9 protein-coding genes and 1 pseudogene are annotated in these 15593 nt (G+C 67.2%); 7 read left to right on the top strand and 3 right to left on the bottom strand.

The genetic code is table 11. From position 1 onward, the window contains the following. The first annotated feature begins 166 nt into the window (after nt 1–166). Complete coding sequence (gene araD1, locus ACMGER_RS18070; RefSeq protein WP_436813544.1) at nt 167–1147, top strand: AraD1 family protein; 981 nt, start codon at nt 167–169, stop codon at nt 1145–1147. A gap of 156 nt (nt 1148–1303) precedes the next feature. Here araD1 and ACMGER_RS18065 read toward each other — a convergent pair whose 3' ends face one another. Next, complete coding sequence (locus ACMGER_RS18065) at nt 1304–2065, bottom strand: FadR/GntR family transcriptional regulator (protein WP_436813543.1); 762 nt, start codon at nt 2063–2065, stop codon at nt 1304–1306. A gap of 138 nt (nt 2066–2203) precedes the next feature. Between ACMGER_RS18065 and ACMGER_RS18060 the strand changes: the two genes are divergently transcribed. The 5 genes and pseudogenes from ACMGER_RS18060 to ACMGER_RS18040 all read left to right on the top strand — a co-directional run bounded on the left by ACMGER_RS18060 (nt 2204) and on the right by ACMGER_RS18040 (nt 11089). Next, the gene (locus tag ACMGER_RS18060; RefSeq protein ID WP_436813542.1) at nt 2204–3754 is read left to right on the top strand and encodes an alpha-N-arabinofuranosidase; all 1551 of its coding nucleotides are present in this window, start codon (nt 2204–2206) and stop codon (nt 3752–3754) included. 13 nt (nt 3755–3767) lie between these two features. Next, nucleotides 3768–4790, top strand: a complete 1023-nt coding sequence (locus tag ACMGER_RS18055; protein WP_436813541.1) for an arabinan endo-1,5-alpha-L-arabinosidase — start codon at nt 3768–3770, stop codon at nt 4788–4790. A 3-nt stretch (nt 4791–4793) separates the two neighbouring features. Then, nucleotides 4794–5825: pseudogene (locus tag ACMGER_RS18050) on the top strand (glycoside hydrolase family 43 protein); the annotation flags it as partial. A gap of 252 nt (nt 5826–6077) precedes the next feature. Beyond that, the gene (locus tag ACMGER_RS18045; RefSeq protein ID WP_436813540.1) at nt 6078–8948 is read left to right on the top strand and encodes a TonB-dependent receptor; all 2871 of its coding nucleotides are present in this window, start codon (nt 6078–6080) and stop codon (nt 8946–8948) included. A 128-nt stretch (nt 8949–9076) separates the two neighbouring features. After that, complete coding sequence (locus ACMGER_RS18040) at nt 9077–11089, top strand: MGH1-like glycoside hydrolase domain-containing protein (protein ID WP_436813539.1); 2013 nt, start codon at nt 9077–9079, stop codon at nt 11087–11089. A 58-nt stretch (nt 11090–11147) separates the two neighbouring features. On the opposite strand, the gene ACMGER_RS18035 is transcribed toward ACMGER_RS18040, so the two are convergent. After that, nucleotides 11148–12233, bottom strand: coding sequence for a FadR/GntR family transcriptional regulator (locus ACMGER_RS18035; protein WP_436813538.1), 1086 nt, complete (start codon nt 12231–12233; stop codon nt 11148–11150). Between the two features lie 177 nt (nt 12234–12410). Here ACMGER_RS18035 and ACMGER_RS18030 point away from each other — a divergent pair, with 177 nt between their 5' ends. Then, entirely contained in the window at nt 12411–14651 is a 2241-nt protein-coding gene (locus tag ACMGER_RS18030; RefSeq protein WP_436813537.1) for a TonB-dependent siderophore receptor, read from the top strand. On the opposite strand, the gene ACMGER_RS18025 is transcribed toward ACMGER_RS18030, so the two are convergent. Beyond that, the gene (locus tag ACMGER_RS18025; RefSeq protein ID WP_436813536.1) at nt 14641–15543 is read right to left on the bottom strand and encodes a LysR family transcriptional regulator; all 903 of its coding nucleotides are present in this window, start codon (nt 15541–15543) and stop codon (nt 14641–14643) included. The genes ACMGER_RS18030 and ACMGER_RS18025 overlap by 11 nt on opposite strands. Nucleotides 15544–15593 lie beyond the last annotated feature (50 nt).

Below are 15593 nucleotides of genomic sequence, written 5' to 3'. Positions count from 1 at the left end.
GACGCCTATGGCCTCCAAACCTCGTTCCTCCTCACCGCCGCGTGCGAACTCTATGTCCTGTTCTATGGCCTGTGGGGATCGAAGCCGGTCGTCTCGGGCGGCGAGCGGGCGATCGAAGACCAGCAGCTCAGCTGACATGCCGCGCGCGACCACCAGGAGTTAGTTCATGACGATTTCGTTGATTCAGTACCGCACTACCGACGGCTCGCGCGGCGTGGCAGCGATCCGCGACGGCGGTGCGCCGGCCGTCGTGCCGGGCGCGGGCTCGACGCTTGCCCTCGCGCGCCGGGCGCTTGCTGAGGACACGACGCTCGCCGCATTGGTCGAGGCGGCGGGCGAAGGACCGGCGCTCGACCTCGCGTCGGTCGAGCTCCTCGCGCCCATCGACCATGAGGACCCCGCCCATCTGCTCCTGACCGGCACCGGGCTCACCCATCTCGGCTCCGCCGAAGGGCGCGACAAGATGCATCGGGCGATGACCGACGCCGCACAGCAGACCGATTCGATGAAGATGTTCCTGATGGGCGTCGAGGGCGGGAAGCCCGCGAGCGGCCCCGGCGTCCAGCCCGAATGGTTCTACAAGGGCGACGGCTCGCAGCTGGTCGCGCCAAACGCGCCGCTGCCCTCCCCCGCCTTCGCCCTCGACGCGGGCGAGGAGCCCGAGATCGCCGGCGTCTACCTGATCGCCGACGACGGCACGCCGGTCCGTCTCGGCTATGCGCTCGCGAACGAATTCTCCGACCATGTCACCGAGCGCGGCAATTACCTGTGGCTGGCGCATTCGAAGATCCGGCCCGCGGCGCTGGGCCCCGAACTGCTGCTCGGCGCCCTGCCGCCGCACGTCGAAGGGACCAGCCGCATCATCCGCGACAGCGAGACGATCTGGGAAAAGCCGTTCGTCTCCGGCGAGGCGAACATGTCGCACAGCCTCGCCAACCTCGAGCACCATCATTTCAAGTACGGCCTGTTCCGCCGGCCCGGCGACGTCCACGTCCATTTCTTCGGCACGGCGACGCTCTCGTTCAGCGACGAGATCCGGACGCAGCCGGGCGACGTGTTCGAGATCGCCGCCGCGCCATTTTCGCTGCCGGTGCGCAACCCGATCGGGCAGGCTGCCGCGGTGACGGTCACGGTGCGCGCGCTGTAGCCTCTGGCAGCGAGAAGTCGGACAATTAAGATCGATCCAGGGCCGATCGACATTCAGGTTCGTCGCCTACTTGTCTCAGCGCCTCCCTGAAGGGGAGGGCTTGAATCATGACGGAAAAGGGTAACCCCGCGCCGCTCGTTGAATGACGCGACGCCGTCAGCGGACCATCGAGATCCTGGTGTCCTCGAGCGCCAGATCGACGAGCACCCGCATCGCGTCCCGCGCCGCATCGGCATCCTGCGCCGCGATCGCGTCGTACACGCGCGCGTGATCCGGGATCGGGTTGCGCGGCAGCTCGCGCAGGCGCTGCTTGAACTGCGTCGTCCAGTTGACCGCGGCGCCGATGCTCGCGGACAGGGCGACGAGCGCCTCGTTGTGCGTCGCACGCAGGATCGCGTTGTGGAAATCGCGGTCGGCGGCGCGGCCCTGCTCGGTCGCGAGCGTGTGGCGCCTCATGCCGGCGAGCGCCTCCTTCATCGCCTTGAGCTCGGCCCGATCGCGCCGCACGGCGGCGAGCGCCGCGCAGGCGGGCTCGACGATCGCGCGCAGCTCGAACAGCGAGCGGACATAATGGATGTCGGGCTCGCCGGTGAAGGCCCAGGCGAGGACGTCGGGATCGAGCAGGTTCCACCGCTCGCGCGGGAGCACGCGCGTGCCCGCCTTCGGCCGGCTCTCGACCAGTCCCTTGGCGACGAGCACCCGCACCGCCTCGCGATAGGCGCTACGCGACACGTCGAGCGCCTCGGAGAAGGCGACCTCGCCCGACAGCGTGTCGCCCGGCGCATAGACCCCGGAGACGATGTCGATCCCGAGCTTGTGCGCGATCGCGCCGTGCAGCCGCCGCCCCGTTCCGCGCGGCTGGCGTCCGTTGGCGGCATCGCGCTCCGACACCCCGTTCGGGCGCGCTTGATCCGTCATCGCTATCCTCCCGGTCCTTTCCTTACCAACGTGGCCGCCGACTTCAAACGGCGATTGCGTTTTGAAGACGAATATGTCTGAGTATAAAGGATGTCCATGGCAGGGCCGCATGGGTCACGACGAAACAGGGAGGATGCGATGAAGCTACGGGTCTTGACTGCGCTCGGCGCACTGGCGGCAGCGCTCGCCGTTCCCGGCACCGCGCCGGCACAGACGCGCGCGACCGCGGTGGTCCGCGCCGACACGCCCGGTCCCGTCTACGATCGCCGCATCTTCACCCAGTTCGCCGAACATCTCGGCAAGGGCATCTATGACGGCCTGTGGGTCGGGCCCGATTCGCCGATCCCCAACACGCGCGGCTTCCGCAATGACGTGATCGCGGCGCTCAAGCGGCTCGACGTTCCGGTGATCCGCTGGCCGGGCGGCTGCTTCGCCGACGAATATCATTGGCGCGAAGGGATCGGCCCGAAGGCGAAGCGCCCGGTCAAGATCAATACCCATTGGGGCGGCGTCACCGAGCCCAACACGGTCGGCACCCACGAGTTCATGGACTTGGTCGAGCAGGTCGGCGCCGAGCCTTATGTCTCGGGCAACGTCGGCAACGGCAGCCCGCAGGAGATGGCCGAGTGGGTCGAATACATGACCGCGCCGGCCGGCAGCCTCGCCGACGAGCGCGCCGCCAACGGCCGCAAGGCGCCCTGGCCTCTCCCCTATTTCGGGATCGGCAACGAGCTGTGGGGCTGCGGCGGCAACATGCGCGCCGAATATGCCGCCGACGTGACGCGCCGCTATGCGACCTTCGTCAAGGCGCCGGCGGGCACGCGCATCCTCAAGATCGCCTCGGGCGCGAACGTCGACGACTATAAATGGACCGAGACGATGATCCGCGAGGCGAAGGGCCAGGTCGACGCCCTCTCGCTCCACTATTACACCGTGCCGGGGAGCTGGCCGCCGCGCGCCAACTCCAGCGACTTCGGCGAGGACGGCTGGGCGGAGACGATGAGCCTCGCGCTGCGCATGGACGAGCTCGTCACCAAACATGCGGCGATCATGGACAAGTACGATCCCGAGAAGCGCATCTTCCTCGCCGTCGACGAATGGGGCACCTGGTATGCGTCCGATCCGGGCACCAATCCCGGCTTCCTACGCCAGCACAACACGCTGCGCGACGCGCTGGTCGCCGCCGTCCACCTCAACATCTTCGCCAAGCACGCCGACCGCGTGAAGATGAGCGCGATCGCGCAGATGGTGAACGTGCTCCAGGCGATGGTGCTGACCGATGGCGCCAAGATCGCGCTCACGCCGACCTATCAGGTCTTCCTGATGTACAAGCCGTACATGGACGCCACCGTCCTGCCGATCGCGGTCGAGGCGCCGGCATACACCCGCGGCAAATGGTCGATGCCGTCGGTCAGCGCCTCGGCGGTGCGCGATAAGGCGGGCGTCGTCCATGTCGCCCTCGCCAACCTCGATCCGAACAAGACGGCGACCGTCACGACGACGCTCACCGGCCTCTCCGCGCGGACGGTGACCGGGCAGGTGCTGACCGCGCCGGCGATGACCGCGACCAACGGCTATGGCGTCGCACCCGCCGTCGCGCCGGTGCGGTTTGGCGATGCCCGGCTGGCCGGGGGCAAGCTGACCGCAACGCTGCCGGCGAAGTCGGTCGTCATGCTCGAGCTGCGCTGACGGGCATCGGGGCATGGCCGTGCCATCGAAGATCGTGGCGGGCGCCCTCGCCGTCCTGCTCACCGCTGCGGCAGGCGCGCAGGGCGGCCCGGCCACTCTCAACGACCGGCTGACGGGCGATCTCGTCCCCACGCACGATCCGGTGCTGATCCGCGAAGGCGACACCTATTACGTGTTCAGCACCGGCGGCGACGGCGGCCGCTTCATCCGCTCGCGCACGTCCAGGGACCTCGTGCACTGGACCGCCGGCCGGCCGCTGATCGACCGCATCCCCGACCGGGCGCTGAAGGCGGTCCCCGGCGCGAAGGACTTGTGGGCGCCCGACATCTCCCATGTGAACGGCCGCTATCGGCTCTACTACTCGGTCTCCACCTTCGGCTCGAACCGGTCGGCGATCGGGCTGTTCACCAGCCCGACGCTCGATCCCGCCGCACCGGGCTACGGCTGGCGCGACGAGGGGCTGGTGGTGACGTCGACCGAAAGGGACGACTTCAACGCGATCGACCCCAATTTCGTCGTCGACCATGAGGGGCGCCACTGGCTCGCGCTCGGCAGCTTCTGGTCGGGGATCAAGCTCTTCGCGCTCGATCCCGAAACCGGCAAGTTGCTCCATCCCGGCGAGAAGCCCCATTCGCTCGCACGCCGCCCGGCGCCCGCCGGCGCGCCCGCACCGGTCGAGGCGCCGTTCATCATCGCGCACGGCCGCCATTACTGGCTGATCGTCAGCTATGACTATTGCTGCAAGGGCGTGAACAGCACCTATTACACGGTCGTCGGCCGCTCGAAGGCGATCACCGGCCCCTATCTGGGCAAGGACGGCAGTGCGATGATGAACGGCGGCGGCACGATCCTGCTCCGCGCCGACCTGCCCGAGAAGCAGCGCTTCCGCGGCCCCGGCCATGCCGGCGTGATGCACGATCGCGGCACAGACTATCTCGTTTACCACGCCTATGATCGCGAGAACAATGGCGCCCCCACGCTCCGGATCGCGCCGATCCGCTGGGGCGCGGACGGCTGGCCGCAAGCGGAGGACTGATCCATGAACCTGCTTTCCCGTCGCAGCTTCGTCGCCGGCGCCGCCGCCGCGGGCACTGCCCCGCTGCTCGCGAAGGCGGCAACCGCGCCGGCCATCGTCAACCCGGTGGTGCGGCGGCGCGCGGACGCGCAGGTGTTCCTCCACACCGACGGCTGGTACTATATGACCGGTTCGGTTCCCGAATACGACCGCCTGGTGCTGCGCCGCTCGCGAACGCTTGCGGGGCTTGCCACCGCCAAGGAAGCGGTGCTGTGGCGCCATCTCGCCAGCGGGCCGATGTCGGGCTTCATCTGGGCGCCCGAGCTGCATCTGATCGACGGGCGCTGGATCATGTATTTCGCGGCCGGGCCCAGCGGCGGCGGCGAGGACGTGTTCCGCATCCGCACCTATGCGCTCGCCTGCGACGGCGCCGACCCCATGACCGGAAAATGGTCGGTGCTGGGCCAGCTGCAGACGCCGTGGGACAGCTTCAACCTCGATTCGACCAGCTTCGTCCATCGCGGCACGCGCTATCTCGCCTGGGCACAGCGCGAGCCGGGGATCGACACCAACTCGAACCTCTACATCGCTCCGCTCGCGACCCCACTCACGCTGGCGGCAAAGCCGGCGCGCCTGTCGGTACCGACGCTCGACTGGGAGATCCGGGGCTTCAAGGTCAACGAAGCCCCCGCGCTGCTCGCGCGCAACGGGCGGCTGTTCATGACCTATTCGGCGAGCGCGACCGACGCGCGCTACTGTATGGGGATGCTCACGGCGCGGGACGACGCCGACATCATGGACCCCGTCTCCTGGAGCAAGTCGCAGGTCCCGGTGTTCAAATCGTCGCCGGAGCACAAGGTGTTCGGCCCCGGGCACAACAGCTTCACCGTCGACGAGCGCGGCCGCGACATGCTGGTCTACCACGCGCGCGACTATGAGAAGATCGTGGGCGACCCGCTGTTCGATCCCAACCGCCACACACGGATCCAGCCGATCCGCTACCGCTCCGACGGGACGCCGGATTTCGGCCTGCCGGTCGCCAACGGGCCGCTGCCGCGCGCATAACGAAGCGGATTCGGGAATCCGACACCCATCCCGAAGGGATGGATGCCGGAACAAGTCCGGCATGACGATGCGGTCATTGCAATTCCTTTAGTCCGACCAACCGGCCGCCGGCCTTTCGCACCGCAGAGACGTCGAAACGCGCGTTTCTCCTTGCGGCGGCCTGTGACTCGACATATTATAATGTATGAGTAATGAGCGCCCCCGAGAAGCGCTCTGACAATTATCCTAGGGAGGGGAGAACACATGGCACTCAAGCCTCGCAATCTCGCGTCGGTATCCATATTGGCGCTGCTCGTCGCCGGCCCGGCCTACGCCCAGACCCAGCCGAGCGAAGCCGATGCGGCGCAGGATCAGCCCGCCGCCGGCACGACGGCCGACGACGCGGGCGATCCCCAGCAGCAGGACATCGTCGTCACCGGCGTGCGCGCCTCGATCGTCGGCGCGCTCAACCGCCGTCGCGAGTCTACCCAGATCGTCGATTCGGTGGTGGCCGAGGACGTCGGCAAATTGCCCGACAATAATGTGGTCGAAGCGCTTCAGCGGATCACCGGCGTGCAGGTGACCGACCGCGCGAGCGGCGAGGCGGCAGGCATACAGATCCGCGGCCTTCCCGATGCGCTGACCACGCTCAACGGCCGCAACATCTTCACCGCGGCCGGCCAGGCCTTCTCGCTCCAGGACATCTCGGCGAACCTCATCAAGCGCGTCGACGTCTTCAAGACGCGTTCGGCGGACCAGATCGAGACCGGCCTCGCCGGCCAGGTCGACGTGGTGACGCGGCGGCCGTTCGACTTCGACGGCTTCGCGCTCTCCGCCCTGGCGCGCGGCATCTACGACCAGGAAGCCGACAAGGTGAACCCGAACGCCGCGCTGCTCGTCAGCAACCGCTGGGAGACCGGAATCGGCGACATCGGTATCCTGGTGAACGGCAGCTACACCCGCAGCAAGTACCGGACGATGTCGACGACGGCGGGCGCGCTGGTGCCGTTCGCGACGGAGACCCCTACCGCCGGCACCGGCTTGGCACCGCTGCAGCGCATCTTTCCCGCAAGCCGAGACCCGGCCACCGGCGACTATGTCGTGGCGCCGGGATTGGGCGAATGGGACGTCGGGCTCGACCGCGGGCTGCCGACCGCCTCCGGGTCGACGATGGTGGTGAACGGCGTCGAAACCCCCTATTATCTGTCACGCGACGCCGTATTCAGCTCCGATCTCTACGGCAAGCGCGAGCGCCCGTCGGTCAACATCGCGCTGCAATGGGCGCCGAACTCGAGTTCGGTCTATACCGCCGAGGCGTTCTACGCCGGCTTCCGCGGCGAGACGTTCAACAGCCTCCAGTTCAGCTTCGTCGATTACTGGGCGAACCCGCAGTCGCCGACGCTCTACGACGGCACCAACATCGTCAAGTCGCGGGTCGCGAACAGCGTCTACGGCTTCAACAGCGGCGACTATACCCGGAGCAAGACCGACAGCTACGTCTATGCGCTGAACGGCAAGTGGGATCTCGGCAACCGCGGCAACATCGTCGCCGATGTCGCCTATCAGACGAGCACCTACAAGACCTCGTTCATCGCGATGCGCACCGAGCGGGTGGCGGATTCCATCAGCACCGATTTCAACGCCGGCGGCGGTATCCCTTCCTACCACTTCAACGACGACTCGCTGCTGACCGATCCCTCGGTCTGGACCGTCGCGCAGCTCTACGACAATGCGTCACGCGACAAGGGCAGCGCGATCACCTTCTCGCTCGACGGCAACTACACCTGGGATTCGGGCTTCCTCCGCCAGATCAAGGGCGGCTTCCGCTTCGACGATCGCAAGGCTTCGAACGCGGTGCGCACGCAGGACGCAGGCGTGCTGGGCCGTCCCCTGTCGAGCCTTCCGGAGGGCGCCACCTTCACCAACTCGGACTTCTTCGACGGACGCGCGGACATCCCGACCAGCTGGGTGCTGGCCAACGGCTATTGGCTCTATGACAATGCCGATGAGGTCCGCGGGCTCTACGGCCTGAGGACGTCCGACCAGCTTGCGCTGACGCAGACCTTCGACGTCGACGAGATCACGCTCGCCGCCTATGTCCAGGCGGACGCGGAGGTGTCGATCCTCGGCCGACCGCTGAAGCTCCAGGCCGGCGTGCGCTATGTCACGGTCGATACCGATGCGCGCTTCTTCGATCGCTACGACAACGGCGCCGAATCCTCGTCTTCGCCGGGGTCGGAGCGTTTCCTGCCGAGCTTCACGGCACGCTATGAGATTACCGATAACCTGCGCATCCGCGCCAACTATGGCGAAACGCTGCGCCGGCCGAATTTCGGCGACATCAATCCGAACTACACGCTGACGGGAGATCTCACCAACGTGGGCTACGGCAGCGGCACCGCGGGCACCGCGAACCTTCGGCCGACCCATTCGAAGAACTACGACGTGGCGGTGGAATGGTTCTTCGACCGCGACAGCGCCATCACCGTGACGGGCTTCCGGCGCGAAATCGACGGACTGGTCGTGCCGGTCACCCAGCTGGAATATATCCCGAACAACGGCATCGTCGCCGGCGCGACCGACTATTTCGCGATCACCCGGCCGCTCAACGCCTCGGACGGCGTGCTGAAGGGCGTGGAGATCGGCGTCACCTATTTCCCGCACTATCTGCCGCGCTTCCTCGACGGGCTTGGCGTTCAGGGCAGCGTGACGGTGCTCGATTCGTCGCAGAACATTCCGCGCTACGACAATGGGGGTAACCTGATCGCGCAGGACCGCTCGGACTTCTTTGGGGTCTCGGACCTCTCGTACAACGCGACGCTCGCCTACGACAACGGCCCGATCGGCGCGCGCCTGTCGTACGTCTACCGCAAGGAGTTCCTGGCCCGGAACGAGGCGCGGCTGTTCGCCAATCCGATCGGCGTGTGGCGCCGTCCGGAGCGGAGCCTCGATTTCCAGCTCACCGCCAGGCTCACCGACCGGCTGGGCCTGACGTTCGACGCGGTGAACCTGACCCGCTCCAAGCAGCAGGAATATTACCGCTTCGCCGATGTTGGCAATCCCGAGCAGTTCAATCTCGGCACCGTGCTGATCCCGCGGACCTTCGCGATCGGTGTACGCTACAGCTTCGACTGACCTGCCGCCGAGGCGCATCGCATTCCGGAGGGCTCATGATCGCAAAGCGTTCCCGTCGTCCGATCGCGATGGTATTCGGCGCAGCGATGCGCCGGTACCTCGGGGCCGGCACTCGACATGGGAAACCGATGACAGGCCGCTGCCACGCCAGCTTCGCCGGCGCGCTGACCGCCGTAGTGCTTGCGGCGACGGCGCCGGCAACGGCGAGCGAGGCCGGGACGACGCTGACCGCCCGGTTCGGCAACGACGCCGAATGGTACCGGGACCGTATCCCGCTGTTCGAATCCTCGGATTCCGTGCTGGACGCGGTCTATTACTATCGCTGGCAGATCGTCCGCGCGCACCAGCGCGACATCGGCGCGCAAGGTTATGTCACGACGGAATTCCTCGACGACGTATCCTGGCAGCGCGAGCCCTTTGCCAGCCTCAACGACGCGACCGGCTTTCACCTCGGCGAGCTCAGGTGGCTGCGCGACCGCCGGTTCGCCGCCGACTATGTCGACTATATGTACCAGGGCGGGAACGACCGCCATTTCTCCGACTACATGGCCGATGCGGTCTGGAGCCGCTACCTCGTCGACGGCGACCGCGCCGAGGCGCTGCGCCATCTGAGCGCGATGCGCCTGCTGTTCGGCGCCTGGGACGACCATCTCGATTTCACCAAGGGCCTCTACTGGATCGAGCCGCTGCTCGACGCGACCGAATACACCATCTCCTCGATCGACGCCTCGGGCGGCAAGGACGGGTTTCGCGGCGGCGACGCGTTCCGGCCGTCGATCAACGCCTATATGTTCGCCAACGCCCGGGCGCTGTCGCGGCTGTCGAGGCTCGCCGGCGACGAGGCTGCCGCGGCCGACTATGCGGCGCGCGCCGAGGCCATCAAGGCCCGCGTCCAGCGCGACCTGTGGAACCCGGCATTCCAGCACTTCATCGATCGCTACAAGGTGTCCAACGAGCACGTCCGCTATTGGGAGCCAATCCGCGGCCGCGAGCTCGTCGGCTATGTGCCGTGGGCGTTCGACCTGCCGGACGATGATCCCCGCTATGCCGCGGCGTGGCGCCACCTGCTCGACCCCGACCGGCTGGCGGGCCCGGCGGGGCTCCGCACGGTCGAGCCGAGCTATCCCCATTACATGCGCCAGTATCGCTACGAGGGGACCGCGCCCGAGTGCCAGTGGAACGGTCCGGTCTGGCCCTTCCAGACCACCCAGGTCCTCGCCGGCATGATCAACCTGCTGGACCATTACAAGCAGTCGACGGTGACGCGGAGCGACTTCCTGCGGCTGCTGCGGCAATATGCCAGGCTCCACTATCAGGGCGACCTCCTCGACCTCGAGGAGGACTATGACCCTGCGACGGGCAAGCCGATCGTCGGATTGGCGCGGAGCCACCACTATTTCCATTCGGGCTTCATCGACCTCGTGATGACCGGCCTGGTCGGCATCCGCCCGCGCGACGACGACATGCTCGAGATCAATCCGCTGATCCCGGCGTCGGGCAGGGACGGGCTGTCATGGTTCCGCGCCGAGGGTATTCCCTATCACGGCCGCACCCTGTCGGTGACCTGGGATGCGGACGGGCGCCATTACGGCCGCGGCGCGGGGCTCCGGATCGAGGCGGACGGCAAGGAGATCGCGCGGCGCGCGAGCCTGGGGCGGATCGTGGTGCCCCTCGCGCGGGCCGCTCCCTCCCCCATCGCGCGTCCGATCGACCGCGCGGTTCAGCTCGTCCGCGGCACCTTTCCCCGCCCGAGCGCCTCGAGCAACCCCGATCCGGAGGCGCTCCACGATGCCATCGACGGGCGGATCTGGTTCTTCCCCGAGATGGCGAACGGCTGGACCTCCGGCACGAGCGACAAGAGCCCCTGGTTCGCGGTAGAGTTCGAGCGGCCGGTCGCACTGTCGCGGGCGGAGCTCGCCTTCTTCGCCGACGGCAGGCAGATCGCCGCGCCGGCCGACCTTCGCCTGCAAAGCTGGAACGCGCAGGCCGGCCGCTGGGTCGACATCGCGCAAACGGCAGCCGTCGTACCGAACGGCATCACGCATGTCCAGTGGCGCGAGGTGCGAACCTCCCGGATTCGGATGGCTTCGACGTCCTCGAACGGCCGCCCCGTGCGTCTGATCGAGCTGAAGCTGTTCTGAAAGCAACAGTGCCGGGATCGGACCGGCCGCCAGCCGCCGCCGCTCGCGCCTGCGGCGGCTAGGATTGCGGCTGCGGCACCTCACCCACCGCGGCGCCGAAATTGATCATGTCCGACATAAGCAAGGCGGCGCGTTCGGTCTCGCGCCGTGCGATCGTCTTGAGCAGCTCCTCGTGCCGGTTCACCGCCTCCGTCCGCAGGTCCGTGTCCTCGAGCGGCAGCAGGAGCGTGGCGCAGACGAGCGCGGTTTCGATGACCGCTGCGAACGAGCCAAGGACGAAGTTCCCCGACGCCGCCGCGACCGCCCGGTGGAACCGCAGATCCGCCTGCGCGAACAGATGCCGGTTCCCGACCGCGTCGCGCATCAGCCGCACGCTCTCGGCCATCTCGGCCATGTCCGCATGAGTCGCCCGCTCCGCAGCCAGCCGGGCGGCGAACGGCTCGACCGCGAGACGGGCCTCCCTCAGCGTCTGCAGCAGCGCCGCATCGAGCCCGGTGTCGATCTTCCAGGCCAGGACGTCGGAATCGAAGAAGTTCCAGCTGTGGCGGTCCCGGACGATCGTGCCGATCCTCGTCTTGGACTTCACCATCCCCTTGGCTTCGAGGATTTTCAGTGCCTCGCGCAGGACGGTTCTCGAAACCGCGAACCGCCCGAGAAGGTCCTCCTCGGCAGGCAGCTTCTGCCCTGGCCCGATCGCGTCCCGGAGGATGTCCATGCCGATCGCCCTGGCGACGCGTCCCGCGGCCGACCCGACGACGCCGTTGGAGCCGCGAGCAGCCATGATGTCGGCGGTCGCGATGGTCGTGTGCCTCGCCGAGGCGGGACCGTGGGGATCGCCGGGGTTCGGCCCGGGCTGCCGTGGTTCGACGCTCCGCCTTTCGGTACTCCTGCCAGGCAGTCGATCGCGCAAAAGAATCCCCCTTGAAAACCGAACCGGCTCGAAAGGAGAGGTAAGCGGATATTGTCCGGCACTCAAGGAGTTGGGCCTGAGGGTGATGACGTAGCGTAACGGCCCGGCCTCCTGGGATACTCGCGGCTTCGCTTTCGTCATTCCGGCGAAAGCCGGAATCCAGGGCCACGAGCGAAGGCCCTGCTTGGCTCTGGATTCCGGCTTTCGCCGGAATGACGATTCAACTCGGCCCATGCTCCAGTCTCCATGGGAGGTTCAAGTTCTCCGCTCATCATCCGTTGCCAGACTCGCCGGCACCCCCTAACGGCGAATGCGAATCAATCGCAATAAAAGGGGTATCAAATGCAGCGCAGACATCACGGCTGGGCTTGGAAGGCTTCCCGGACGGCATTGATCGCTGGTGGGCTCCTCATGTCTTCGGCCGCGCTGGCGAACGACGGCGAGCCGGATGATGCATCCAATCCCCAGGAGATCGTGGTCACCGGCCTGCGCGAACGGGGCACCGGATCGGGCACCAAGACCGACACGCCGCTCATCGAGACGCCGCAGACGATCACCGTCATCGACGAGGAGGAGCTGACGCGCCGCAACGCGCAGTCGATCAACCAGGCGCTCGGCTATGTCGCCGGCGTCGCGGCGAACCAGCGCGGCGGCACCGTCACCCGCTACGACCAGCTGCTGCTGCGCGGCTTCGCACCGGGCATCTACCTCGACGGGATGCGCCTGCTCGCCGGGCCCTATTCGATGCCGCAGACCGACTTCAACCGCATCGATCAGATCGACATCGTCAAGGGGCCGGCCTCGGTGCTCTACGGCAATTCGACGCCGGGCGGCCTCGTCAACCTGACGAGCAAGACGCCGGAGGCGACGCCGTTCGGCCGGGTCGAGCTGCAGGCCGGCAACTATGATTCGCTGCGCGCCGCCGCCGATCTCAACCAGCCGCTGACGGCGGATGGCAAGCTGCTGTTCCGCGTCGTCGGCGGCTGGCAGAAGACCGACGGCTTCACCCGCTACACCGAAAGCGAACGCTATCACGTCAGCCCGATGCTGACCTTCGCGCCGGGACCGGATACCAGCCTCACCCTCATCGCCGTCTACCAGCGCGCGCCGTCGGGTGGCGGCTATTCGGGCGTGCCCGCCTATGGCACCGTCCTGCCCAGCCCCAACGGGCCGCTCCCGCTGCACATCAACACCGGCGATCCGGGCTATGAGCGCTACAACCACAAGCAGAAGGCGATCACCGCGCTGTTCCGCCACGATTTCAGCGATCAGCTGACGTTCCGGTCGAACTTCCGCTTCCAGAACAACACGCTAAGCTATCGCCAGCTCTACGTCGCCGGCTATGCGACGACCGGCACCGGCGCCAACCGCAACACCGATTACTCGACCATCATCCGCGGCGGCGGCGGTGCCGACGAGGATTTCGACACGCTGACGCTCGACAACCACCTAAACGCGAAGTTCGCCACCGGCCCGGTGCGCCACAACCTGCTGGCCGGCATCGACTATCAGTATATCTCGGGCGAGAATTTCCAGCAGTTCAACACCGGGCAGACGTCGAACCCGCTCACCAGCATTCCGAACCTCAGCCTCTACGCGCCGGTCTACGGCGGTACTCTGCCGAGCTTCGACCTGACCGTCCTCTCGCCCAACTACGTGAACACCTACAGCAAGCGCGACCAGCTCGGCCTCTACCTGCAGGACCAGATGGCGATCGGCCGGCTCCAGCTGATCGCGAGCGGGCGCTGGGACTGGTACAACCAGAACACGATCAACAAGAAGATCGTCACCGGCACTCCCAACGCCGTGACCCGGCTGTCGCAGACCGCCTTCACCATGCGGCTGGGGGCGCTGTACGAGTTTCCCTTCGGCCTCTCGCCCTATGTGAGCTATTCGGAATCCTTCGAGCCGCAGGCGGGCGGCGACTATCAGGGCATCCCCTTCGATCCAGTCACCGGCAAGATGTACGAGGCTGGGCTCAAGTTCCAGCCCTCCGGGACCAAGGCGCTCCTCACTCTCTCCGTTTATGAGCTCAAGCGGCAGAAGGTGCCGGTCACCGATCCGCGTGCCGGGACCGGCGGCATCCCGGCCAACGCGCAGATCCAGATCGGCGAGGTCCGCGTGCGCGGCGTCGAGCTGGAGGGACGCGGCGAGGTGACGCCCGGCTTCGATATCGTGCTCGCGGCGAGCTACACCGACGCGATCATCACCCAGGGCACCCCGGCGATACCGCCTCGAACGGGCGACAGCGGCACCCCGACCACCACGGGCACGCGGCAGCTCGGCACGCCCGAGTGGCAGGCGTCGACCTTCCTGTCCTATGATTTCGGCAAGCGCACCATGGGCCCGATCGGCGGCCTCAGCATCGGCGGCGGCGTGCGTTACGTCGGCGGCTCGGCGGGGTCGACGAAATATGCGGTGATCAACGGCGTCACCACCTTCCAGGCCTTCACCACCGACAGCTTCACGCTGGTCGACGGCATGATCGGCTACGACCTCGGTTACTCCACCGATGCCCTGCGCGGATGGAGCGTCGCGCTCAACGCCGCCAACCTGCTCGACGAGCGCTATATCTCGGCCTGCCCCTTCTCCAACTCCTGCTATTTCGGCGCATCGCGCACGGTCACCGGATCGCTGAGGTTCAAATGGTGACCTCGCCCTGCCGGATGATGTCGAGGAAGTTCCGGCATTGCAGCGTCAGCGAATGCTCCGGCAGGTGCAGCAGCCACATCGTCGTGATCGCCGCGGGATCGGCGAGCGGGCGATAGGCGAGCCGCGCCGACTGCAGCGCGCAGAGGGATTCGGCGAGCACCGTCACGCCGACCCCGGCGGCGGCGAGGCCGAACAGCGTCGAGACCTCCCGCACGGTCTGCGCGACCACCGGCTCCACGCCGGCGCGGTCGAGCAGCTCCATGAGCTGGTCGGTGAAGCAACTGCCGCCTTCGCGCGAGTAGAGCACCATCGGCTCGCCCGCGAGATCCCGCAAACCGACCTCGTTGCGGCGGGCGAGCGGATGCTCCGGACGCATCGCCACGAACAGGCGCTCCTCGAGCAGCAGCGTGGCGGTGATCCGCGGGGACAGGGCCATCCGGTCGACGTTCCGCACGAACACGACATCCAGCGAATGATCCTCCAGCAGCGCAGGCTGCGCCGTGCCGTGGACCTCGGTCAACGCGAGCCGGATGTCGGGATAGCGGTTGCGGAACTCGACGATGGCGTTGGCGACCTTCGCGATGAACGGCGCCGAGGCGTTGAAGCCCACCGCCAGCTCGCCGAGCTCCCCCCGCGAGGCGCGCCGCGCCACCTGCGCCGCGCGGTCCGCCTGCGCCAGCGTCGCGCGCGCGGGCTCCAGGAAGGCCTTGCCGGCGCTGGTGAGTCGGACGGTGCGGCTGGTCCGGTCGAACAGGCGCACGCCCAGCTCCTGCTCCAGCGCGCCGATCTGCTGACTGAGCGGCGGCTGCGAGATGCCGATCCGCTGCGCCGCGCGTGCGAAGTGCAGCTCCTCCGCGACGGCGAGGAAATAGCGAAGGTGCCTGAGCTCCATATCAATATGAGTTAGCTATCGATCATGCCGTAAACAATATTGGACGACGA

This window comes from Sphingomonas astragali, from assembly GCF_051400615.1.
Taxonomy (GTDB): Bacteria; Pseudomonadota; Alphaproteobacteria; order Sphingomonadales; family Sphingomonadaceae; genus Sphingomonas.
This window is presented reverse-complemented; position numbering and strand designations above follow the sequence as displayed.

Bases quoted from the DNA above. Each gene is read 5' to 3' on its own strand.
- araD1 (WP_436813544.1), top strand. From the start codon at position 167: ATGACGATTTCGTTGATTCAGTACCGCACTACCGACGGCTCGCGCGGC.
- ACMGER_RS18045 (WP_436813540.1), top strand. From the start codon at position 6,078: ATGGCACTCAAGCCTCGCAATCTCGCGTCGGTATCCATATTGGCGCTG.
- ACMGER_RS18040 (WP_436813539.1), top strand. From the start codon at position 9,077: ATGACAGGCCGCTGCCACGCCAGCTTCGCCGGCGCGCTGACCGCCGTA.
- ACMGER_RS18035 (WP_436813538.1), bottom strand. From the start codon at position 12,233: ATGGGCCGAGTTGAATCGTCATTCCGGCGAAAGCCGGAATCCAGAGCC.
- ACMGER_RS18060 (WP_436813542.1), top strand. From the start codon at position 2,204: ATGAAGCTACGGGTCTTGACTGCGCTCGGCGCACTGGCGGCAGCGCTC.
- ACMGER_RS18055 (WP_436813541.1), top strand. From the start codon at position 3,768: ATGGCCGTGCCATCGAAGATCGTGGCGGGCGCCCTCGCCGTCCTGCTC.
- ACMGER_RS18025 (WP_436813536.1), bottom strand. From the start codon at position 15,543: ATGGAGCTCAGGCACCTTCGCTATTTCCTCGCCGTCGCGGAGGAGCTG.
- ACMGER_RS18065 (WP_436813543.1), bottom strand. From the start codon at position 2,065: ATGACGGATCAAGCGCGCCCGAACGGGGTGTCGGAGCGCGATGCCGCC.
- ACMGER_RS18030 (WP_436813537.1), top strand. From the start codon at position 12,411: ATGTCTTCGGCCGCGCTGGCGAACGACGGCGAGCCGGATGATGCATCC.